The organism is Lentzea pudingi, assembly GCF_014646255.1.
Taxonomy (GTDB): domain Bacteria; phylum Actinomycetota; class Actinomycetes; order Mycobacteriales; family Pseudonocardiaceae; genus Lentzea; species Lentzea pudingi.
On the sequence record NZ_BMNC01000006.1, the window covers coordinates 77,812 to 97,731 of the forward strand.

Annotated in this window: 20 protein-coding genes; 11 read left to right on the forward strand and 9 right to left on the reverse strand. The window is 70.4% G+C overall.

From position 1 onward, the window contains the following. Positions 1-68 precede the first annotated feature (68 nt). Positions 69-1,001 carry an ATP-binding cassette domain-containing protein gene (locus IEY88_RS22255; protein WP_189156747.1) on the forward strand — a complete coding sequence of 311 codons (933 nt, stop codon included), beginning with the start codon at positions 69-71 and terminating at the stop codon, positions 999-1,001. Continuing rightward, a complete protein-coding gene (locus IEY88_RS22260) occupies positions 998-1,744 on the forward strand; it encodes an ABC transporter permease (protein WP_189156748.1) in 747 nt (248 codons plus the stop codon). The genes IEY88_RS22255 and IEY88_RS22260 overlap by 4 nt, the downstream gene beginning before the upstream one ends. Here the strand turns inward: IEY88_RS22260 and IEY88_RS22265 are convergent. After that, positions 1,731-2,603 carry an oxidoreductase gene (locus tag IEY88_RS22265; RefSeq protein WP_189156749.1) on the reverse strand — a complete coding sequence of 291 codons (873 nt, stop codon included), beginning with the start codon at positions 2,601-2,603 and terminating at the stop codon, positions 1,731-1,733. The two genes, IEY88_RS22260 and IEY88_RS22265, sit on opposite strands and share 14 nt — an antisense overlap. Before the next feature lie 27 nt (positions 2,604-2,630). On the opposite strand from IEY88_RS22265, the gene IEY88_RS22270 reads away from it, so the two are divergent. From IEY88_RS22270 to IEY88_RS22285, 4 genes are all read left to right on the forward strand, one after another. Continuing rightward, complete coding sequence (locus IEY88_RS22270; RefSeq protein ID WP_189156750.1) at positions 2,631-2,972, forward strand: DUF2203 domain-containing protein; 342 nt, start codon at positions 2,631-2,633, stop codon at positions 2,970-2,972. 82 nt (positions 2,973-3,054) lie between these two features. Further along, a complete protein-coding gene (locus IEY88_RS22275) occupies positions 3,055-3,603 on the forward strand; it encodes a cysteine hydrolase family protein (protein WP_189156751.1) in 549 nt (182 codons plus the stop codon). Further along, positions 3,600-4,502, forward strand: coding sequence for a GlxA family transcriptional regulator (locus tag IEY88_RS22280; protein WP_189156752.1), 903 nt, complete (start codon positions 3,600-3,602; stop codon positions 4,500-4,502). Before IEY88_RS22275 ends, IEY88_RS22280 begins: the two co-directional genes overlap by 4 nt. A gap of 74 nt (positions 4,503-4,576) precedes the next feature. Next, on the forward strand, positions 4,577-5,134 hold the full coding sequence (locus tag IEY88_RS22285; protein WP_189156753.1) for an isochorismatase family protein: 558 nt from the start codon (positions 4,577-4,579) through the stop codon (positions 5,132-5,134). Between the two features lie 168 nt (positions 5,135-5,302). On the opposite strand, the gene IEY88_RS22290 is transcribed toward IEY88_RS22285, so the two are convergent. From IEY88_RS22290 to IEY88_RS22305, 4 genes are all read right to left on the reverse strand, one after another. After that, positions 5,303-5,944 carry a Rossmann-fold NAD(P)-binding domain-containing protein gene (locus IEY88_RS22290; protein ID WP_189156754.1) on the reverse strand — a complete coding sequence of 214 codons (642 nt, stop codon included), beginning with the start codon at positions 5,942-5,944 and terminating at the stop codon, positions 5,303-5,305. Between the two features lie 47 nt (positions 5,945-5,991). After that, a complete protein-coding gene (locus IEY88_RS22295; protein WP_229693640.1) occupies positions 5,992-7,308 on the reverse strand; it encodes an NlpC/P60 family protein in 1,317 nt (438 codons plus the stop codon). Positions 7,309-7,465: 157 nt separating this feature from the next. Continuing rightward, on the reverse strand, positions 7,466-8,980 hold the full coding sequence (locus IEY88_RS22300; protein WP_189156755.1) for a class I adenylate-forming enzyme family protein: 1,515 nt from the start codon (positions 8,978-8,980) through the stop codon (positions 7,466-7,468). Positions 8,981-8,990: 10 nt separating this feature from the next. Then, positions 8,991-9,800 carry an SIR2 family NAD-dependent protein deacylase gene (locus IEY88_RS22305; protein WP_189156756.1) on the reverse strand — a complete coding sequence of 270 codons (810 nt, stop codon included), beginning with the start codon at positions 9,798-9,800 and terminating at the stop codon, positions 8,991-8,993. A 17-nt stretch (positions 9,801-9,817) separates the two neighbouring features. Here IEY88_RS22305 and IEY88_RS22310 point away from each other — a divergent pair, with 17 nt between their 5' ends. From IEY88_RS22310 to IEY88_RS22320, 3 genes are all read left to right on the forward strand, one after another. Further along, positions 9,818-10,270, forward strand: a complete 453-nt coding sequence (locus tag IEY88_RS22310; protein ID WP_189156757.1) for a hypothetical protein — start codon at positions 9,818-9,820, stop codon at positions 10,268-10,270. Next, positions 10,267-11,763, forward strand: a complete 1,497-nt coding sequence (locus IEY88_RS22315) for a proline-rich domain-containing protein (RefSeq protein ID WP_189156758.1) — start codon at positions 10,267-10,269, stop codon at positions 11,761-11,763. The genes IEY88_RS22310 and IEY88_RS22315 overlap by 4 nt, the downstream gene beginning before the upstream one ends. A gap of 84 nt (positions 11,764-11,847) precedes the next feature. Beyond that, entirely contained in the window at positions 11,848-13,161 is a 1,314-nt protein-coding gene (locus IEY88_RS22320; protein WP_189156759.1) for an FAD-dependent monooxygenase, read from the forward strand. Here IEY88_RS22320 and IEY88_RS22325 read toward each other — a convergent pair. The 3 genes from IEY88_RS22325 to IEY88_RS22335 are packed head-to-tail and all read right to left on the reverse strand — an operon-like array spanning position 13,081 to position 17,890. Then, positions 13,081-16,551, reverse strand: a complete 3,471-nt coding sequence (locus IEY88_RS22325; protein ID WP_189156760.1) for a BTAD domain-containing putative transcriptional regulator — start codon at positions 16,549-16,551, stop codon at positions 13,081-13,083. The genes IEY88_RS22320 and IEY88_RS22325 overlap by 81 nt on opposite strands. Next, positions 16,551-17,183: a hypothetical protein gene (locus tag IEY88_RS22330; protein WP_189156761.1), complete on the reverse strand. Its 633-nt coding sequence runs from the start codon at positions 17,181-17,183 to the stop codon at positions 16,551-16,553. The genes IEY88_RS22325 and IEY88_RS22330 overlap by 1 nt, the downstream gene beginning before the upstream one ends. Further along, a complete protein-coding gene (locus IEY88_RS22335; RefSeq protein ID WP_189156762.1) occupies positions 17,180-17,890 on the reverse strand; it encodes an ATP-binding cassette domain-containing protein in 711 nt (236 codons plus the stop codon). The genes IEY88_RS22330 and IEY88_RS22335 overlap by 4 nt, the downstream gene beginning before the upstream one ends. A gap of 19 nt (positions 17,891-17,909) precedes the next feature. On the opposite strand from IEY88_RS22335, the gene IEY88_RS22340 reads away from it, so the two are divergent. Beyond that, on the forward strand, positions 17,910-18,317 hold the full coding sequence (locus IEY88_RS22340) for a hypothetical protein (protein ID WP_189156763.1): 408 nt from the start codon (positions 17,910-17,912) through the stop codon (positions 18,315-18,317). Here the strand turns inward: IEY88_RS22340 and IEY88_RS22345 are convergent. Further along, the gene (locus tag IEY88_RS22345) at positions 18,254-18,967 is read right to left on the reverse strand and encodes an alpha/beta fold hydrolase (protein ID WP_189156764.1); all 714 of its coding nucleotides are present in this window, start codon (positions 18,965-18,967) and stop codon (positions 18,254-18,256) included. The two genes, IEY88_RS22340 and IEY88_RS22345, sit on opposite strands and share 64 nt — an antisense overlap. 146 nt (positions 18,968-19,113) lie before the next feature. On the opposite strand from IEY88_RS22345, the gene IEY88_RS45535 reads away from it, so the two are divergent. Then, on the forward strand, positions 19,114-19,863 hold the full coding sequence (locus IEY88_RS45535; protein WP_373294159.1) for a helix-turn-helix domain-containing protein: 750 nt from the start codon (positions 19,114-19,116) through the stop codon (positions 19,861-19,863). The last annotated feature ends 57 nt before the right edge of the window (positions 19,864-19,920 follow it).

Sequence of the window (19,920 nt, forward strand, 5' to 3'; positions counted from 1 at the left end):
TCAAACAGATGCGTATGCCATACGCTAATCCAGGTTTTGCGTATGAGATACGCATAAAAGGGGGTTCCATGATCGTCGAGACAGAGGGTCTGACGAAGAGGTACGGGTCCACCACGGTGCTGAACGGCCTGGACCTGACGGTCGCGGAGGGGGCGGTGCTCGCGCTGCTCGGCCCGAACGGCGCCGGGAAGACCACCACGATCCGAGTCCTGAGCACGCTGACCAGGCCTGATGGCGGCACGGCGCGGGTGTGCGGGTTCGACGTGGTGCGCGAGGGCGCTGACGTGCGCGGCGTGATCAGCCTGACCGGGCAGTACGCGGCGGTGGACGAGGAGCAGACCGGGCGCGAGAACCTGGTCATGATCGCCCGGCTGCGCCGTTTCGCCAGGCCGGCGGCTCGCGCGCGGGCCGTCGAACTGCTGGAGCGGTTCGGCCTGACCGACGCGGCGGACCGGCGGGTGCGCACCTACTCGGGCGGCATGCGCCGGCGCCTGGACCTCGCGATGAGCCTGGTGGCCCGGCCGCGGCTGCTGTTCCTGGACGAGCCGACCACCGGCCTCGACCCGGTCAGCCGCACGACGATGTGGGACGCGATCGGCGACCTGGTGCGCGACGGCGTGACGATCTTCCTCACCACCCAGTACCTGGAGGAGGCCGACCGCCTCGCCGACCGGATCGTGGTGCTGCACAACGGCGGTGTCGTCGCGGACGGCACCGCGGACGCGTTGAAGAACTCGGTCGGCGGCACCCGGCTCGACCTCGTGTTCTCCAGTGCCGAGGACGCCCTGCGCGCACGGGACGTGGTCGGCGGGGCGGTGGACGGACCGACGCTGAGCGTGCCGTCCGACGGCAGCGCGGTCCACCTGCACCGCGTGCTGGACGACCTGCTGGCGGCACGGGCCGGCGTGCTGCGGGTGTCCGCGCACCGCCCGACCCTGGACGACGTCTTCACCTCGCTGGTGCTCGCGGACGCGACGGCGATGGCGGGGGTGACCGCATGACCGCCTCGGTGACGATGATCGGCCGCAGCATCCGGCTGAGCCGCCGCAACTTCGACCTCGTGATCATGGCGATCGTGTTGCCGGTGCTGATGATGGCGTTGTTCGTGTACGTGTTCGGCGGTGCGATCAGCACCTCTGTGCAGTCCTATGTGGACTATGTGGTGCCCGGCATCCTCGTGCTCTGCACGGGTTACGGCGCCACGTCCACCGCGATGTCCGTGACCGACGACGTGCAGAAGGGCGTAGTCGACCGGTTCCGCTCGATGCCGATCAGCGGGTTCTCCGTGCTGACCGGCCACGTCGTCGCCTCGGTCGCGCGCAACGCCCTGGCGACGTCCGCGGTCGTGCTCGTGGCCGTGCTGATGGGCTTCCGGCCGGCCGCCACGGTCGGCGAGTGGGTCCTGGCGATGGGCCTGCTGCTGCTCTACGTGCTGGCCCTGTCGTGGCTCGCGGCGGCGTTCGGCGTGATCGCGCGGACCGTCGAGTCGGCCAGCCTGCTCGGGTTCTTCATGCTGTTCATCCCGTACTTGAGCAGCGCGTTCGTACCGGTGGCGACGATGCCGCCGTGGCTGCGCGCGGTCAGCGAGCACCAGCCGATCACCCCCGTCATCGAGACCGTGCGGGCCCTGCTGAACGGTCAGCCGGTCACCTCGGGCTGGCTCGCGCTGGCCTGGTCGGGTGGCCTGCTGGTGGTGGCGTTCGGCTGGGCCACCTGGTTGTTCGGCCGGATCAGCCGTCGCTGAGGTGCGCGGCGTCGAGGCGGGTGAGCTCGTCCGCGGTGAGGACCAGCTCGCCCGCCTCGACGTTCTGCCGCAGGTGTGCCGGATCGCCCGTGCCGGGGATGACGAGCACGTGCGGTCCGCGCGCGAGCGTCCACGCCAGCCGGACCTGCGCGGGCGAGGCGTCGTGGGCCCGCGCGATCTCGGTGACGACGTCGTCCTCGGCGGACGTCCCGGCCTCCTGGTTCGCGCCGGCGAGCGCGAAGAACGGCACGAACGCGATCCCCCGCTCTCCGCAGACGCCGAGGAAGTCGTCCTGCTCGGGGTGGTGGCCGAGCCCGTAGGAGTTCTGCACGCACACGACCTCGGCGACCCGTTGCGCCTGGTCGAGGTGGTGCGGCTTCACGTTGGACAGCCCGAGGTGCCGGACCAGCCCGGCCTGCTGCAGCCGCGCCAGCTCCTCGAAGTGCGCCGTGACGTCGTCGAGCCCGCTGATCCGCAGGTTCACCACGTCGAGGTGCTCGCGCCCGAGCTGCCGCAGGTTCTCCTCGACCTGCCCCCGCAGCTGCCGCGGCGTCGCGAGCGGCAGCCACTCCCCCTGCGGCGTGCGGCCGGGCCCGATCTTGGTGACGATCACCAGGTCGTCCGGGTACGGCGCGAGCGCGCTGTTGATCAGCTCGTTGGCCGACCGCGTGGCGGAGAAGTAGAAGGCGGCCGTGTCCACGTGGTTGACGCCCAGCTCGACGGCCGTGCGCAGCACCTCGATCGCCTGTCCGCGATCCCGCGGCTCCGCACGAGGGTCGAACGCCGTCCCCCGCTGCGGCAGGCGCATCGCGCCGAAACCGATCCGGTTCACGCTGAGGTCACCCAGTCGCCACGTCATTGCGCCCACTGTGCCAGCCTTGCCGCCGTGGGACTGTTCACGCTGGACGAAGCCCGGACCGAACTGGCGAAGCTGCTGCCGGTGCTGGACGAGATCGTGCGCCTGCGCGCCGACGCCGCCGAACTGGCCGTGGGCGGGTCGGCGCTGGGCGGGCTGCCGGAGTTCAAGGCCGCGCAGGCCCGGCTGGACGAGCTGATGGAGTCGGTGCAGCGGACGGGGGCGGAGCTGAAGGGCTTCGCGCCGTTGCTCGTGGACTTCCCCAGCGAGAGGGAGGGGGTTCCGGTGCTGCTGTGCTGGCTGGAGGGCGACCGGGAGCTGGCCTGGTACCACCGCGCGGATCTCGGGTTCGCGGGCCGCCGTCCGCTCTGATCTTGGCACGGTGACCGGATCCGTCCGCTCCTCGGCCGGGTAGTGCCTGTCTCGCCGCTTCGAAATCCGCGAGGCTTGGGACATGAAGCGAGCATTGATCGTCGTCGACGTGCAGGAGTCGTTCCGCCAGCGCGCCAACTGGGCCGAGGTGTCCAACCCCGATGTCGTCGGAAAGGTGAACCAGCTGGTCGACATGAGCCGCGACGCCGGCGACCTCGTCGTGTGGGTGCTGCACTCCGAGCCCGGTTCCGGCGACGTGTTCGACCCCGCGCTGGGGCACGTGCGGCTGATCGACGGGCTGAAGCCGCTCGACGACGAGCCCGTGCTGACCAAGACCGCGCACAACGCGTTCACCACGACGAACCTGCAGCAGACGCTGACGCAGCGGGGTGTGCGGGAGTTGCTGGTCAGCGGCATCCGGACCGAGCAGTGCTGCGAGACGACCACGCGGGTGGGGTCGGACCTCGGGTTCGACATGACGTTCGTGACGGACGCGACCGCGACCATGCCGTTGCCGCACTGGCGGACCGGGAAGGTGCTCGGGGTCGAGGAGATCATCGAGCGCACCGAGTACGTGCTCGCGGGCCGGTTCGCGCGGATCTCGGATGTCGCTACGCTGACCGGATCGTGACCAGAGTCGTCTTCCTGCTCGTTCCTGGAGTGCACCTGCTCGACCTCGCGGGGCCGGCGCAGGTGTTCTCCAGCGCTGCCGACCTCGTGGGCGGCTACGCGTTGTCCTACGTGGGCGACACGGAGACCGTGCTGAGTCATCAGGGCGTGCCGCTCGGTGCGTCGCGTGAGTTGCCCTCGCTGGAGGCCGGTGACCTCGTGTTCGTGCCGGGGTGGCGGTCGCCGAAGATCGTGGGGACCGGGCATTTGAGCGAACGCGCGTTGGCCTGGTTGCGCACGCATCATGACGACGGCGGCACGGTGGCGAGTGTGTGTGCGGGCGCGGATGCGTTGGGGCGCGCCGGTTTGCTCGACGGACGGCGTTGCACCACGCACCACGAACTGCAGGAGGAGCTCGCACGGCGCTACCCGGCCGCACATGTCGTGCGTGACGTGTTGTTCGTGGAGGACAACAGGGTTGTGACTTCTGCGGGCATCGCGAGCGGTATCGACCTCGCGTTGCATCTGGTCGCCGTACGTCACGGGCCCGTTGTCGCCGCCGCTATCGCACGCACGATGGTCATCTACGCGCGCAGGAACGGCGACGACCAGCAAGCCAGCGTGTTGATGCGGCATCGGTCGCACATCAACGAGACCGTGCACCGCATCCAGGACGTGATCGAGTCACGGCTCGCGGACCGTCTCTCGCTCGCGGAACTGGCCGTCCACGCCGGCTGCAGCGAACGGACCGTGACGCGGTTGTTCGGCCGTGCGACGGGCATGACGCCGTTGAGGTACCAGCAGGCGTTGCGCGTCGAACGGGCAGAACACCTCATCGGCCAGGGCGCCACGGTGGAGACGGCGGCGCGCGACGTCGGGTTCGAGGACGCCCGGATGCTGCGCCGGCTGCGTTCGCGCTGAGCCGCACGCGTGCGCCCGTCCACTGTCGACGGAACACCCTTGCACCCCACCGGAAGCGGCCTAAGCTGTGCCGCGTGACGACTCTGGCGAACCGCCCCAACACCGCGTTGCTCGTGATCGACGTGCAGAACGGCGTGGTGAACCACGCCCACAACCGCGACGAGGTCGTCGCCAACGTGGCCACCCTGGTCGACAAGGCGCGCGCGGCCGGCGTCGACGTCGTGTGGGTGCAGCACAGCAACGCGGAGTTCATGCCCAAGGAGTCCGACGGCTGGCAGTTCGTGCCCGAGCTGAAGGTCGCCGACGGCGAGGCCGTGGTGCACAAGACCTACGCCGACTCGTTCGAGGCGACCGACCTCGAGGAAGTGCTGGCGGGCAAGGCGATCGGCAGCCTCGTGGTGTCCGGCGCGCAGACCGACGAGTGCATCCGCTCGACCCTGCACGGCGCCCTCGTGCGCGGCTACGACGCCCTCCTGGTCAGCGACGCGCACACGACCGAGGACCAGTCGGAGTGGGGCGCGCCCACCCCGGACAAGGTCATCGCGCACACGAACCTCTACTGGGAGAACCACACCGCGCCGGGCCGCAGCGCGGGTGTCGTGAAGACGGAGGACGCGTTCAAGCCCGCGTGACGAGGTGCCTGCCGGGCGTGTAGTCGACCTTCCAGTCCTCGTGCACGCCGCGCAGCCCGCACGCCAGGCACGACGACCTGGGTGCGGCGGCGAACTCCTCGCCGCCGCACCCGGACTCGACGACGTGCGGGACCTCGTACCCGTACTCCTGGATCGCCTCTTCGAGCGTCAGCCCGCCACCCTGTTGATCTCGTCACTGCGCAGCACCCGCGACGCCGGCGCTCCCTTGGCCAGCGCCACCATCGCGCGCCCCAGGAGGTCGGTGGTCGTGACGTACTTCGGCGCCACCTTCCGCAGCACCGGGAACAGCCACGACGACCACGCGTAGACGTACCGGTAGATCCGGGTGCGCGACGTGATCCCGTGGCGTGGCTGGATGAAACCGGGCCGCACCACGAACACCGGCCGGTCCAGCGCCAGCAGTTCGTTCTCCGTGCGCCCCTTCACCCGCGCCCACATCGTCTTGCTGTCCGCGCCCGCACCCTCACCGGACACGTACACATAGGTGCCACCAACGACCCGTGCGGCCTCGACGGCGTAGTCGTGCGTCACGGGCGTGTACTCGGCCTCGGTCAGGCCCGCGGACGTGACGCCCATGCAGTAGAAGCACGCGTCGGCGCCGGCCAGTTCCGAAGCGATCGGCGACAGGTCACCGAAGTCGGCGTGCACGACGTGCCGCAGCTTGGGATCGCTCGCGGTCGACGGCGAACGTCCCACCGTCACGACGGAGTCCACCGCGGGGTCGAGCAGACATTCGCGCAACGCGCCCTGTCCGACCATTCCGGACGCGCCGAAAATCACCACCTTCACGTGACCAACCTAGTCGCTGCCACAGAGCGACATCACCTACGACGAGGTCACAGCATGCGAGTGACATACGGCATGATGCCGCCGTACCGCACGGGCGAGATCCGCACCACGGCCCCGGAATGCGGTGCCTCCACCATCATCCCGCCGCCCAGGTACAACGCCACGTGCGTGCCGCCGCCCGGTCCCCAGAAGATCATGTCGCCGGGGGCCATCTGCGCCAACGGCACCTTGCGGCCGGAGTTGTACTGGTAGCCGCTGTAGTGCGGCAGGTACACGCCGACGGCGGCGAAGGAGTACATCATCAGGCCGGAGCAGTCGAAGCCGATCTTGCGCCAGTCGCCGTGCGCGTCGGCGACGCCGCCGTCGCGCACGCCGTACGTCGGGCCGTAGTGGTTGCCACCACCCCACGCGTAGATGACACCGCGCTGCGCCAACGCCCGGTTGATCACCGTCTGCACGCGGTTGCCGGACGGTGCGGGTGCCGACGCGACCGGGCGGGGCGCTTGGGGCCTCGGCGCGGCCTGCGCGACCTGGGCCGCGGCAGCCGCGGCGCGACGGGCGTTCTCCTCGTCCTCGCGCCGCTTCGCCTCGGTCCACTGGTCGTACTGCTGGCGTTGCGCTTCGAGTCCGTTGGCCGCGCCGCGTGCGGAGGCGAGCTCACGTTCGACGGCGTCCTTGTTGGACTGCAGCTCGGCGGTGGCCGCGGCCTGCGAGGAGTGCGCCTCGACGGCGACCTGCTGGGCCTGCTCGGCGACCTTCTTCGCCTCGTCGGCCGCCGCCTGCTTGGTCTCGGCGTTCTTGAGCGCGGCGCGGGCGGCGGAGTCGAGGTTGGCCGCGGTGCCCTGGTCGCGGGTGACCTGGTCGAGGCGGTTCAGGCTGGACGCCGACACCGCCTCCAGCATCTGGGCGCGGGCCAGCAGGTCCTCGGGCGACTTGGCGCCGATGTACGCCGAGAACGACCCGACCGTGGTGCCCTGCGCGTAGGAGGCCGCCGCGAACTCGTCGAGCTCCAGGCGGCTCTTCTCCACGGCGGCGGAGGCCGCGTCGGCCTCGACCCTCGCGTTGGTGGCGTCACGGCGGGCTGCCTCGGCCTCGGAGATCGCCGTCTCCAGGTCGACGCGGGCCTTGTTCGCGAGCTCGCGCTTGTACGAGACGTCGTCGAGCAGTTCCTGCAGGCGTGACTCGGCCTGCGTGAGCCGCCCGGTCAGCTCGCCCACACGCGCTGCCTTCGCGTCCGCTTCCGCCCGCGACGCCGAGATCTCCGCGTCGCTGGGGTTCGGCGGCGGAGGCGGCACGGCGGCGGCCGTCCCCGTGAGGACGGCCGTCATCAACACCGCGACGACGGCGGAGAGTCTTGTCAACACTGGACATCACCTCCGACCGAATTAGACCAATCAGACGCATTCGGCGCATCTGGAACTCACGCACCGTCAACCACTCGTGTCACAGTGGAACACGGGCGGTGGTCCTTTTGGGACGATCGGAGTCCGGCGTGTCGCCGGTATGGACTAGCCGACTCCGCTAGTTCACGCCGCGGTCCCTGCCCGCCCAATAGGGCTCGCGGAGCTTGAACTTCTGGATCTTGCCGGTCGCCGTGCGCGGGATCGAGTCGCGGAACTCGATCGACGTCGGCGCCTTGTACCCGGCGAGCCGCTCCTTGCAGTGTTTGATCAACTCGGCCTCGGTGGCGTCACCGGAGAGCACCACGAGTGCCTTGATCGTTTCGCCCCACTTCTCGTGGGGTACACCGATGACGGCGACCTCGGCGACGGCCGGGTGCGAGAACAGGCAGTCCTCGACCTCGATGGACGAGACGTTCTCGCCGCCGGTGATGATCACGTCCTTCTTGCGGTCGGAGATGGTCAGGTAGCCGTCCTCGTCGAAGAAGCCGCCGTCCCCGGTGTGGAACCAGCCGTCCTCGATGGCGTCCGCGGTGGACTCCGGGTTGTCCCAGTAGCCCTCCATCACGACGTTCGAGCGGGCCAGCACCTCGCCGTTCTCGGAGATCCGCAGCTGCGCGCCCAACGCCGGTGCACCCGCCCGCGACTGCTTCTTCGCCTTCTCCTCGCCCTGCGGCCCTGGCTGAGCCCGGTTGAACGTGAGCAGCGGCGCCGTCTCGGTCAGGCCGTAGATCTGCAGGAACTCCCACCCGAGCTCTTCGGTGACGCGCTGGATCGTGCGTGAGGGCGGCGGCGCACCGGCGCACACGATCCGTACGGAGTCACGGCCGGGGATCTCGCCGTCCCACGTCTGCGCGGCGTCGAGCACGGCGTTCCACACGGCCGGTGCGCCGCACATGAGCGTGACGCCGTGGTCGCGCACACGCCGCAGGATCTCGGCACCGTCTACCTTGCGCAGCACCACCTGTGGCACACCGAGGCCCGCGAGCCCGAACGGCATTCCCCAGCCGTTGCAGTGGAACATCGGCAGCACGTGCATGTACACGTCGCCCTCCCACGCACGTGTGTGCATGGCGAACGTGACCGCGTTGAGCCAGATGTTGCGATGCGTCAGCTGCACGCCCTTGGGCCGCGCGGTCGTTCCGGACGTGTAGTTGATCGTCGCCGTCGCGTCCTCCGAGGGCGCGCTCCACGGCCGTGGCTCGACATCGAACCGGAGCAACGACTCCGACTCCTCGCCGAGCGTGAATCGGTGGCGTGCCACGACGTCGTCCAGTTCCAGCTCGGGGTCGACGAACAACGCCGAGGCACCGCTGTGCTCGACGATGTACTTCACCTCGTCGGGGCGCAGGCGGAAGTTCACCGGCACGCAGATCCGCCCGCTGCCGGGCAGCGCGTGCAGCAGTTCCAGCATCCGCGCGGAGTTGTGGCTGACGACGGCGACCCGTTCGCCCTCGCCGACGCCGAGTGCGTCGAACCCGGCCTGCCACGCGCGCACGCGGGTCGCCATCTCCGCGTACGTCGTCGTCGCGACCGGATCCGCGGGCTGGTCCGGTTCGTCGATGGTCGCCGTCGTCGCCGCGAACGCGAACGACGCCCGGTCCAGGAAGTCCGTGGTGATCAGCGGTACGCGCATGGGCCCGACCCTACGACCAGGTGCTCGGATCTCCCCAGGACGAGAATCGGCCTCCCCCGGATGGAGGAACGGAGCTGAGGTCCGGAAGCACATCGCCGACGGGTTCGTGCAGCACAACGGCCGCCACGGAGTCGTACGGCGTCGGTTCGGCGTTGCAGATGATGACCTGAGCACCGGCTTTGGCCGCCAGCGGCACGAGGCCCGCGGCGGGCTGCACGGCCAGCGATGTTCCCGCCACCAGCAGCACGTCGCAGTCCAGGGCGGCGAGCCGGGCGCGGCGCAGCACCTCGCCGTCGAGCTCCTGCCCGAACGAGATCGTGGCGGACTTGAGAATCCCTCCGCACCGCGGGCAGTCCGGCTCCTCCTCGCCCTCGGCCACGCGCTTCAACGCGTCGCGCATCGGGCCCGTGGCACCGCATCCCAGGCACACGGTCGCGTGCAGCGTGCCGTGCAGCTCCAGCACGCGGTGGGGGTCGGAGCCGGCTTTCTGGTGCAGGCCGTCGATGTTCTGGGTGACCACGGTGCGCAACCGGCCGGACCGTTCCAGTTCCACCAGCGCCTTGTGCGCGGCGTTCGGCCTGGCCGTCCACACGGGACTGCCGAGCTTCGCGCGCCAGGACTGCCTGCGCAGTGCGGGGTCGGTGAGGTAGGCCTGCAGCGACGACCCGCGCCCGGCGTCCGCGTCACGGGTCCACAGCCCGTCGGGGCCGCGGAAGTCCGGGATGCCCGAGTCCGTGGAGACCCCGGCCCCCGTCAGCACCGTGATCCGGTGAGCCGACGCGACCAGCTCTCGTGCCGCTGTGCACGCCTGGGAGGCCATCGGTTCACACTATCCGGGTGCGCAGCGCTGTGGGAGCCGCGATCGCGGCAGTGGGCTTGGTCACCACCATCGCCGGGACTTTCCTGCCCTGGCTCAAATCGGGATCGACCACGAGAGACAGTTACGAAGTGCTCTCGCTCCGTGATCTCGCCGGGTTGGACGGGGTGGCGGGCACCGTCGTGACGTCGATCTGGGTCGGTCTGACACCTCTCGCGATGGTCACGATCGCGCTGTACGTGGTCCGATTTCCACGATTTGCCGCGTGCGTTGGCATCCTCTTTGGCACGATCGGGGGAACCGTGGCCCTAGTCGCCACAGTCCAAGGGGGTAGCAAGGGCTCGTTGGTCGGAATCTCCACCTCCGGACCAGTCACGACCCTTGCCGGTGCCGTACTGACGATCGTGGGGGCGATCACGGTGCTCACCTCGACCAGGCGCAGCGCAGTGAGAACCTCAGGAGGGAACCCGTGAGCTACCCAGGTGGCGGCGGCGGCCAGTGGCAGCCGCAGAACAACCCGTACGGGCAACAGCCCCAGCAGGGCGGCTACCCGCAGCAGCCCCAGCAGCCGGGTGGCTACCCGCAGCAGCCGGGCGGTCACCCCCAGCAGGGCGGATATCCGCAGACCGGGCCGCAGGGGTTCCCCCAGCAGGGGTTCCCGCAGACGGGTCCGCAGGGCTTCCCGCAGCAGGGCTTCGACCAGCAGCCCTACGGCTACGCGCCGATGGGCGGCGAACCGCCGAAGAAGAAGCGCACCGGCCTGGTCGTCACGGCCGTCGTCGCCGTGCTGCTGCTGATCGGCGGCGGTGTCACGTTCTTCGCGCTGAAGAAGGCCGACCCCGGTTCGAACGCGGGCCAGGACAACCCGGCCGTCGCGGCGAAGAACCTGGTCGAGCAGCTCGGCAGCGGTGACGTCGTCGGCATCATGGCCTCGCTCGCGCCCGCCGAGGCCGCGTTGTCGAAGGACTACATGGAGTCGATGACGAAGGAGATGAAGCGTCTCGAGATCCTGAAGCCCGACGCCGACCCGAACAAGCTGACCGGCGTCGAGTTCAAGAGCGAGAACATCAAGTTCGACGAGGCCGCCGCCGAGAAGATCAACGACCACCTCACCATCAACAAGCTGGTCGAGGGCAAGATCACGATCACCTCGGACGCCTCGAAGGTCCCGCTCACCGACAAGCTCGTGGACGCGCTCGGTGACGACCTGAACCTGACGTCGTCGAAGTCCGAGACCCTCGACATCACCGCCGAGGTGAAGAAGCGCGGCACGCCGATCGGCATCGCGTCGATCAAGGTCGGCGACAAGTGGTACCCGAGCGCCTTCTACACGATCGCCAACGCGGTCCTGGAGGAGGAGAAGCTGAAGTGGCCGTCGCAGGGCATCGCGGCGCAGGGCGCGAGCTCGGCCGAGGACGCCGCGAAGCAGATGGTGAACGCGGCGCTGGACGCCGACCTGACGAAGGTCATCGCGCTGCTGCCGCCCGACGAGGCCGGTGTGCTGCAGGACCTCGGCCCGTTGCTGCTGAAGGAAGCCGGCACGCAGAAGCCGACCGGCGCCAAGCTGAACGCGCTGGAGACCGACGTCAAGGACGTCACCGGCGGCAAGCAGGTCACGGTCAAGAAGCTGTCGGTCACCGCCGAGGGCGAGACGGTGACGATCACCCGTGAGGGTGACTGTTACGCGGCCGAGGTGCCCGGCCAGGGCAACCAGAAGCTGTGCGCGGACGAGATCACGCAGCTCCTGCAGCAGCAGGGCGGCAAGAAGATCCCCGCCGAGGCCGTCGAGATCATCGGCCGGGTCGCCGGGTCGGTCATGAAGACCGGTGTCGGCGTCGTCTCCACCGAGGTCGACGGCAAGTGGTACGTCAGCCCGGTCCGCTCCTACTACGAGCTGGCCCTGACGCTGTTCCGCGGCTTCGAGCCGAAGGACGTCGACGCGCTGATCGAGCTGCTCAAGAAGTAAGTTCCCGCAGGTCGTCCAAGGCCCTGTCACCCGCAACAGCGCGGTGACAGGGCCTTGGCAGTCCGTGGGCCGAGTGTCGGCCCCATGGACACACAGGTTCTGATCATCGGCGCCGGCCCGACCGGACTCACCCTCGCCCTCGACCTCGCCCGCCGCGGCGTACCGTTCCGCATCGTCGACGCCTCGCCCGCGCCGTTCGCCGGCTCGCGCGGCAAGGGCCTGCAGCCCCGCAGCATGGAGGTCTTCCACGACCTGGGCGTGATCGAGCAGGTGCTGGCGGCCGGCCGGCTCGACCTGACGATGCGCGCCTACAACGGCCGCGAGGTGGTGCGCGAGTGGGACGTGCACGAGGGCCGCCACCCCACCGCCGAGCGCCCGTACGCGCGCACGATGCTCATCGCGCAGTTCCGGGTCGAACAGATCCTGCGCGCGGCGCTCCCCCAGCCCGTCGAGCACGGGATGCCGCTGACCTCGTTCACACAGGACGACTCGGGCGTCACGGCGGTGGTCGGCCCGGAGACGGTGCGCGCCCGGTACCTCGTCGGTTGTGATGGTGGGAAATCGTTCGTGCGCAAGGAACTCGGTGTCTCGTTCGTCGGCGAGACCCACGAGGACATGCGGATGCTGGTCGGTGACCTGCGGATCTCCGGCCTCGACCGCGAACACTGGCACCAGTGGGGTGGCCGCGCAGACCGCTGGCTCGCCCTGTGCCCGTTGCCCGGCACGGACCTCTTCCAGTTCCAGGCGACCGGCGACGGCGAACCGTCGCTGGAGCTGTACCGGGAGATCATCCGCGAGCGCACCGGCAGAGACGACGTCGTCGTGCACGACGCGACGTGGATGTCGTTGTACCGCATGAACGTCCGCATGGTGGACAGGTTCCGCGCCGGGCGGGTGTTCCTCGCGGGCGACGCGGCGCACGTGCACTCCCCCGCCGGCGCGCAGGGCATGAACACCGGCATCCAGGACGCCTACAACCTCGGCTGGAAGCTCGCGATGGAGACGTTGCTCGACACCTACGAGTCCGAGCGCAAGCCCGTCGCGGAGTGGTTGCTGGGCATGACGACCGCGCTCATGACGTCCGGCAACGCGTTCGAGAAGCGCGACGACGAGACGTTGCAGCTCTCCCTGTCGTACCGCACCGAGGACGGGCCGGGTCTGCGGGCAGGCGACCGCATGCCCGACGGCGTCACCGAGCAGGGCCGGATCTTCGACCTGTTGCGCGGCCCCGACTTCGTGACGCTCGACTTCCCCGACAGCTTCCCCGACGGCCCGGTGCTGGTGCGCCCGGACGGCTACGTCGCCGCGATCGGCAGGTCAGCGATCGACGCCTACTTCGGCGCGAACCCGGTCACGCAACTGCACCACCGCCGGGTCGCTGCTAGGACCGCCGCGTAGCCGTTCCGCCTCGGCCAGGGCCTCCCCCGCACGGCGGGGGTCGCCCTGGGCCGCCAGCCAGTCCGCGAAGTGCTCGAGCACCAGCGCGCGGGCCGGCCCGTCCGCGGTCCGCTCGACGGCCGCCAGCGCCTTGACGTGCTCCTCGCCCGCCTCGTCCACCCGGCCGAGCCGCGTCAGCGCCAGCCCGAGTCCGGCGTGGACGGTCGCCCGGAACTGGCTCGACGGAAAGCCCGCGGCCGTGTCGAGCGCGGCCCGGTACAACTCGACGGCCTGCTCGAAGTCACCGCTGAAGTACGCCACCTCACCGTGCGCCTGCGCGATCCGTCCCTGGTCGACGTCAGTGGGCGACGCGGCCATCCGCGCCAGCTCGTCACGCGCCCCGGCGAGGTCACCGATCCGGATCTTGATACGCGCCGTCTGCACCAGCACCGACATCGGCACGAGCATCGCCTCCGGCTCACCGAGCTGCTCCGCGACCTCCCGGGCCTCCGACACCGCCCGGAACCCCTCGGCGAACGCCCCGCGGTTGACGAGCACCATGACCAGGCACGACAGCCCGAACACCACGGCCCACCGGTCACCGACCGCCCGGAACCGCTCCAACGCCCGCCGGTACTCGGCCTCGGCCCTCGGCGCCGCCCCTTCGCTGAACTCCCCGGCCACCACACCGCGGATCAGCGCCGAGAACGCCCGCATCCACTCGTCCGACGACCCCTCCAACTGCTCGGCGAGTCGTTCGAGCCGCCCACCCAGCTCGGCCTCGCCCCACACCCGCCCACTGGTCAGCATCAACGCGCAGAGAGCCGTGGGAACGTCCTCGTCCCACAACCGCTCCGCCGCGACCATGGCGTCCAGCGTGCCGAGCGACAGCAGCACCTCCGACAGCGGATAGTCCGGCGTCAGCGGCGCCCACCGCCGGATCTCCTCGAACCGCTTGGTCATCACTAGCCAATGCCACGTGCGGGCACCCATCATCCGCCGGGCGACGACCGCGTCGTTCCCGACCGCCCACGCCTGCGCCGCGTCGAGGTTGGCCCGCTCCACGTCGAAGACCTCGAGCGCCTCCAACTGCCGCGGCCCGCGCAACAACGGCTCGTACCGCTCGGCCAGCTCCACGTAGTAGGCGGCGTGCGCGGCGGGGTCGGCCTGGTTCTGGTCCGCGGCGTACTCGCGCACCGTCTCCAGCAGGCGGTAGCGCTCGCCGGTGCGGACGACCAGCGACTTCTCGACGAGGGCGGCCAGCAGGTCCTCGGTGTCCCAGAGGTCCTGATCTTGTCGGGGGTGCTGAGTACGTTGAGATGTAGGGGTTCCCAGCTCGGGGGTACCCCTGCGCGAGCCTGCCTCGCCCGGATTCGGTGAGTGGGGTGCACGCTCGGGTGCGGTGTCGCCGGGTGGTGCGACAGGCCCGGACGCGATGTGGCCATGCGGCACGACAGACCTCGGTCCGGCGGCGCCAGGAGATACCTCGGACGCCTCGGACCAGGGCGCGGCGCCGCCGGGAGACGCGTCGGAGGAGGGTGCAGCGTCGCCAGACGGCACGGCAGGCGCGGGCGCGGCATCGCCAGACGGCACGACAGACGTGGGCGCAGCGTCGCCAGACGGCACGACAGACGTGGGCGCAGCGTCGCCAGACGGCACGACAGACGTGGGCGCGGCATCGGCAAACGGCACGACAGGCGCGGGCGCCGTGTCGCCAAACGACACAACAGGCGTGGGCGCAGCGTCGCCAGCCAGCACAACAGACGCGGGCGCAGCGTCGCCAAACGGCACAACAGACGCGGGCGCGGCATCGCCAAACGACACGACATGCCGGGACGAAGTGTCGCCGGGAGACGTCCCATGCCTGGACGCGGCGTCTCCGGGAAACTCCACATGCCGCGACGAGGCGTCTGTTTCCGAATCCCAGGCGTGCGCGGCAGGGTCCGAAGAATCCCCCGCTCCGCCTTCCCGACCGCTCGAAACCCACCCCCCGCGTGGAGACGCAAGCGTTCCCGAACCGGGAATCCCACTGCGCGAGCCCGCCCCGCACACGAAGTGCACCGCCGCCGCGGTCGCCCCGCCCGCGAACACCGCCAGCCGCGCCAGCAGCACCCGCTCGGCGTCGTCCAGCAGCTCCCAGCTCCAGTCGATCACCGCCCGCAACGTCCGGTGCCGCGCCGGCCCGGTCCGCGCACCGCGGTCGAGCAGCCGCAGCCGGCTGTCCACTCGCGACTCCAGCTGGGCCGCCGACAGCGACCGCGCCCGTGCCGCCGCGAGTTCCAGCGCGAGCGGGATGCCGTCCAGCGCGGCACAGACCCGCCGGGCCACATCGGGGTCGAACACCGACCCCACCCGCGTCGAGAACAACCGGACGGCGTGGTCGAGTTCCAGCGGTGCCACCGGGTACACGACCTCGCCCGGGATCCCCAACGGCTCGCGCGACGTCGCCAGCACGCGTGCGTCCGGCGCCTCGGCCAGCAGCCGCTCGCACAGAGCGGCGGCCGCGTCCACGACGTGCTCGCAGTTGTCGAGCACCACCAGCGACGACCCGAGGCGCGAGAACAGCGGCGCCGCCAGCGGGTTCGGGCCCAGGGCAGCGTCCAGCGCCGCAAGTGGTTCGGCCGTCGAGTCCAGCTCGACGAACCACGCTTGCGGTGCCGAGGCGGCATGCGTCAGCGCGAGACGGGTCTTGCCCACGCCGCCGAACCCGGTCAGCGTCACCAACCGGTTGTCGCGCAACAACAACGCCAACGCGGCCAGGTCCGCGTCACGCCCGACGAACGACCCGACCGGCGCCGGCAGGTTCCCGCGCGTGACGCGTTCACGCAGCACCGTCAGGTGGGCGGCCGCCAGCGCCTCACCGGGGTCCACGCCCAGTTCGTCGGCCAGGGCCGTGCGAACGCGCGCGAACACCGCCAGCGCGTCCGACCGCCGTCCGGCGGCGTTCAACGCCAGCATCAGCCGGGCCTGCACGTCCTCGCGCAACGGGTGCGCGGCCGCCAGCGCCTCCAGCCCCGCGAGGTCGGCGCGCAGCGACGCCAGCCGCACGGCCTCGTCCACCGCGAACGGTGCCTCCTCGAACGCCGCACCACGCCACAGCGACGCGTCACGCGTGCGAGAGAAGGCCTCGACATCGGTCGACGCCTCCAGCCGGTACCCCGACGCGTGCGACGAGATCGCGGCGGCACCGAGCACCCGCCGCAGCCGCGACACGAGCGACTGCAACGCCGCGACGCCGTCCACCGGCGGCTCGTCCGGCCACAGGTCCGCGATCAGCCGGTCGGGCGCGACGACGGATCCAGGTTCCATCGCCAGCCTGATCAGCAACCACCGCAACCGCTTGCCGCGCACCTCGACCGGTGCGCCGTCCGCGGCCACGACCCGCAGCGGCCCGAGCACGTCGACCCGCATCAGGCCCGCCGCACCCCGGCCACCACCGCGGCCGCCACGAGCGCGACACCGACCGCCGCCGTCCCCAGCAAGGACAGCGACACCCGGTTGTGCCCCAGCGCGTCCAGCACCCACCCGAGCGGGGTGGCCCGTCCGAGCGGATAAGTCAGCACCACCACCGAGAACACCGCCAGCACGGTGCGCCCGATGGAGTCGAAAACCGGGCGGGCGAACAGCAGGCCCACACCGACGCCGAGCAACGCACACCCAGTATGCGCCGCGAGTCCGACAAAAAAATCGCCGAGCGTGTACGGGTGCGGGTTCGTCACCACCGGCCACACCGCGGCCAGCAACGCCATCGCCAACGCGAACAGCACCGAGACCAGCGCGGCCGCCGTCAGCACCCGCGACCAGCCACCGGCGGCCACCACGGTGATCTCGCGCCGCACCACGTCCTCGGACGTCGCCACCACGACGGCCATCCACGCCGCGATCGGGTACAGCAACGCCGACGAGCCCGAGTACGCCTCCAGCGGCTGCCCGGCGTCGGACGCGAACAACATCCCCATCACACCGAGGAACACCAGCAGAGGCGCTAGATACCGTTGCCCGCGAAGGACATCGGCCGCGAGGTACCGAACGAGGGAGATCACCGCACACCCCGCACCGAACACCCGAGCCGCAACGCCTCCGCCAGCACCTGATCACTGCGATCCGGTTCCACGACCACCCGCACCGACGACCCGCGAGCCTGCACGGACCGCACGCCCTCCAACGCCTCCAGCACGTCGAGCGCCGCGACCCGGCTGAGATCGATCGTCACGTGCCCACCGGCAAGGTCCACGCGCGTCGCCGAAGCGAGGTGTCCCTCGTGGTCGGACACCAGCGCCGTGCGTCCCTCCAGCATCGACACCAGTTCTTCGGCCGCGGTGGGATCGAGACCCGTCCAAGGTTCGTCGAGCACCAGCACGTCGGAGGCCAGGAAAGCCTGCGCCAAAGCCACTTTCTGCGCATTGCCCTTGGACAGCTCCGACATCGGTGCCGTCATCGAGCCCACGAATCCCAGGCGTTCCAGCACATCACCCGCCACGGCGCCCCGGATCCGTCCCATGTGCGCCAAATACGATGAAGCGGACATCTTGACGTCCGAAGGAAAGCGCTCGGGCACGTAACCGACCGAGGCGGGCCGCGAGACACGTCCGGTCGTCGGCTTCAGCACCCCGGCGGCGATCTTGAGCAACGTCGACTTGCCGGTGCCGTTCGCGCCCGTCAGCACGGTCAGGCCGGACACCTCCAGCGTGAGGTCGCGCAGCACCCAGGGCCCGCGTCCGTACCGCTTCGAAACCTGATCGAGTAGCACCACGCCAAGATAACCACCCATGACACCGCTTCCGCTCGCTTTGGCGTGCATCTGGCTCGGCATGGTGCTGGCGATCTCGATCGAGGCGCCGCTGAAGTTCCGCGCGCCCGGCATCACGCTGCCGCTGGGACTCGGCATCGGCCGGCTCGTGTTCCGCGCCCTGAACTCGGCGGAGATCGTGCTCGCGGCGGCCACCGCGATCACCTTCGCGGTCGCCCCGCGCCCGGTGGCGGCGACCGTGTTGCTGATCGCGCTCGCCGTGACGCTGGCCGTGCAGGTGACGGTACTGCGGCCCCGGCTCGAAGCCAGGGCCGCGGTCATCATCGCGGGCGAGACGCCGCCGAAGTCCCGCACGCACCTCGTCTACATCGCGCTGGAGGGCGTGAAGGTGCTGATGCTCGTCACGTTCGCGATCATCCTGCTGTGATCAGCTCGGCGAGCTGAGCGGGCCGTGCCAGGGAACGGCGAGTGCGAGCCCGGCAGCTCCAGCGCACCACGTGCCCGGAGCCGGTCCGCGAACAGCGACGGGAAGGCGACGTCCTCCGCGCACACGATCGACGTCGTGGGCACGCTCTGCCAGGCCGCCGCGGTCACCGGTTCCTCGAACGACCAGGCGCTCTGCGGCCGCAACCGCTCGACCGCCCACGCCGCGTGCTCGTCCGGCACGTCGGCGAACAGCAGGTCGCGCGCGGGTTCCGGCACGTCCAGCAGCTTCGTCCCCGGCTCGTACCAGGCCCCGCCCAGCGGCGACACCACGGACTCGCCGGGCTCCAGCAGGTGTGCGGCCAGGTAGATGAGCCGGTCGGCGGCCTCGGCGCCCTCGCCGACCGGGACACCTCCGTACGAGTGGGCCAGCACGGTCACCGGCCCGTCCAGGGCGTCGATCGCCTCCCGCACGGCCTCGGCGTCCTCGCGCACACCGGCGGACGGGGATCCCGAGGCGCTCGGCAGGCCGACCACCGAGGGCGTCCAGCCGCGCGCCGCCAGTTCGGGAACGAGCAGGTCCCAGCACCACGACCCGTGCCAGGCGCCGTGCACGAGCAACAGGTTCCCGCGGTCCATCACGATCTCCTTCATCCGTTTGGCCCTACGCTAGCCACGCAAGATCAGCAGCCACTGTCGTCAGAGTCCGCCGTTGTGCCGGGAGAGTCCGTGCTTGAGCAGGTGCTGTCCGCGCTGAGCGTGAACTGGGCCGTCGCGACGCCCCTGCACGCGGGCGGGCGGTGGGCGATGCACTTCGTCGGACGGCTGGACCTGCGCGTGGAGGTCGTCGTCCAGGGCCGTGTGCACGTCACGGCAGCAGGGCAGAGCTTCTGGGCGGAGCAGGGCGACTGTTACGTCATCGCCGGGCGACGTCCCTATCGCACGGCGCAGACCCGGACACGCCCTCGGTATTCGCCGCTCCCTACTACGAGGACGCGCACGACAAGGCGGAGATCGGCGAAGGCCACGACACGACGTTGCTCGGCGCCGGCTTCACCTGCGAACCGGAGGACGCCCGGCTCCTCGGCGTCCTGCCGCCCGTGATCCACGTCCGCGCCGGAGCGGCCGCGGCGACCATCGAGCTCATCAGGAGTGAGATCGGCGGCGGCAGGCTGATCCTCGACCGCCTCTGCCAGGTCCTCCTGCTCCAGGTCCTGCGCGACCACACGTCGGACGACCCGGCGCTCGGACCGGCCCTCAGGGCGATGCACGACGACCTGCGACGTCCGTGGACGGTCCCGGAGCTGGCGAGCGTGGTGGCGATGTCGCGGTCGACGTTCTTCCTGCGGTTCCGGGAGACGACGGGCATGACACCGCTCGACTACCTGTACCGCCTGCGCATGCGGCACGCGGCCCGGCTGCTGCGGGACACCGCGGACACGGTCGGTTCGATCGCCACGGCCTCCGGCTACCGCACCGAAAGCGCGTTCGGCGCCGTGTTCAAGAGGTCCACGGGACGCACACCCGGCGAGTACCGGAACGGGCAGTGACTTAGGGCAACCTGGCTTGAACCGGCTTACAGGACAAGCGTACTGTTTGGGGTCGAG

Excerpts from the sequence above, each read along its gene's own strand:
- IEY88_RS22255 (WP_189156747.1), top strand. The coding sequence starts at position 69 with ATGATCGTCGAGACAGAGGGTCTGACGAAGAGGTACGGGTCCACCACG.
- IEY88_RS22260 (WP_189156748.1), top strand. The coding sequence starts at position 998 with ATGACCGCCTCGGTGACGATGATCGGCCGCAGCATCCGGCTGAGCCGC.
- IEY88_RS22265 (WP_189156749.1), bottom strand. The coding sequence starts at position 2,603 with ATGACGTGGCGACTGGGTGACCTCAGCGTGAACCGGATCGGTTTCGGC.
- IEY88_RS22275 (WP_189156751.1), top strand. The coding sequence starts at position 3,055 with ATGAAGCGAGCATTGATCGTCGTCGACGTGCAGGAGTCGTTCCGCCAG.
- IEY88_RS22300 (WP_189156755.1), bottom strand. The coding sequence starts at position 8,980 with ATGCGCGTACCGCTGATCACCACGGACTTCCTGGACCGGGCGTCGTTC.
- IEY88_RS22305 (WP_189156756.1), bottom strand. The coding sequence starts at position 9,800 with ATGGCCTCCCAGGCGTGCACAGCGGCACGAGAGCTGGTCGCGTCGGCT.
- IEY88_RS22320 (WP_189156759.1), top strand. The coding sequence starts at position 11,848 with ATGGACACACAGGTTCTGATCATCGGCGCCGGCCCGACCGGACTCACC.
- IEY88_RS22325 (WP_189156760.1), bottom strand. The coding sequence starts at position 16,551 with ATGCGGGTCGACGTGCTCGGGCCGCTGCGGGTCGTGGCCGCGGACGGC.
- IEY88_RS22340 (WP_189156763.1), top strand. The coding sequence starts at position 17,910 with ATGACACCGCTTCCGCTCGCTTTGGCGTGCATCTGGCTCGGCATGGTG.
- IEY88_RS22345 (WP_189156764.1), bottom strand. The coding sequence starts at position 18,967 with ATGAAGGAGATCGTGATGGACCGCGGGAACCTGTTGCTCGTGCACGGC.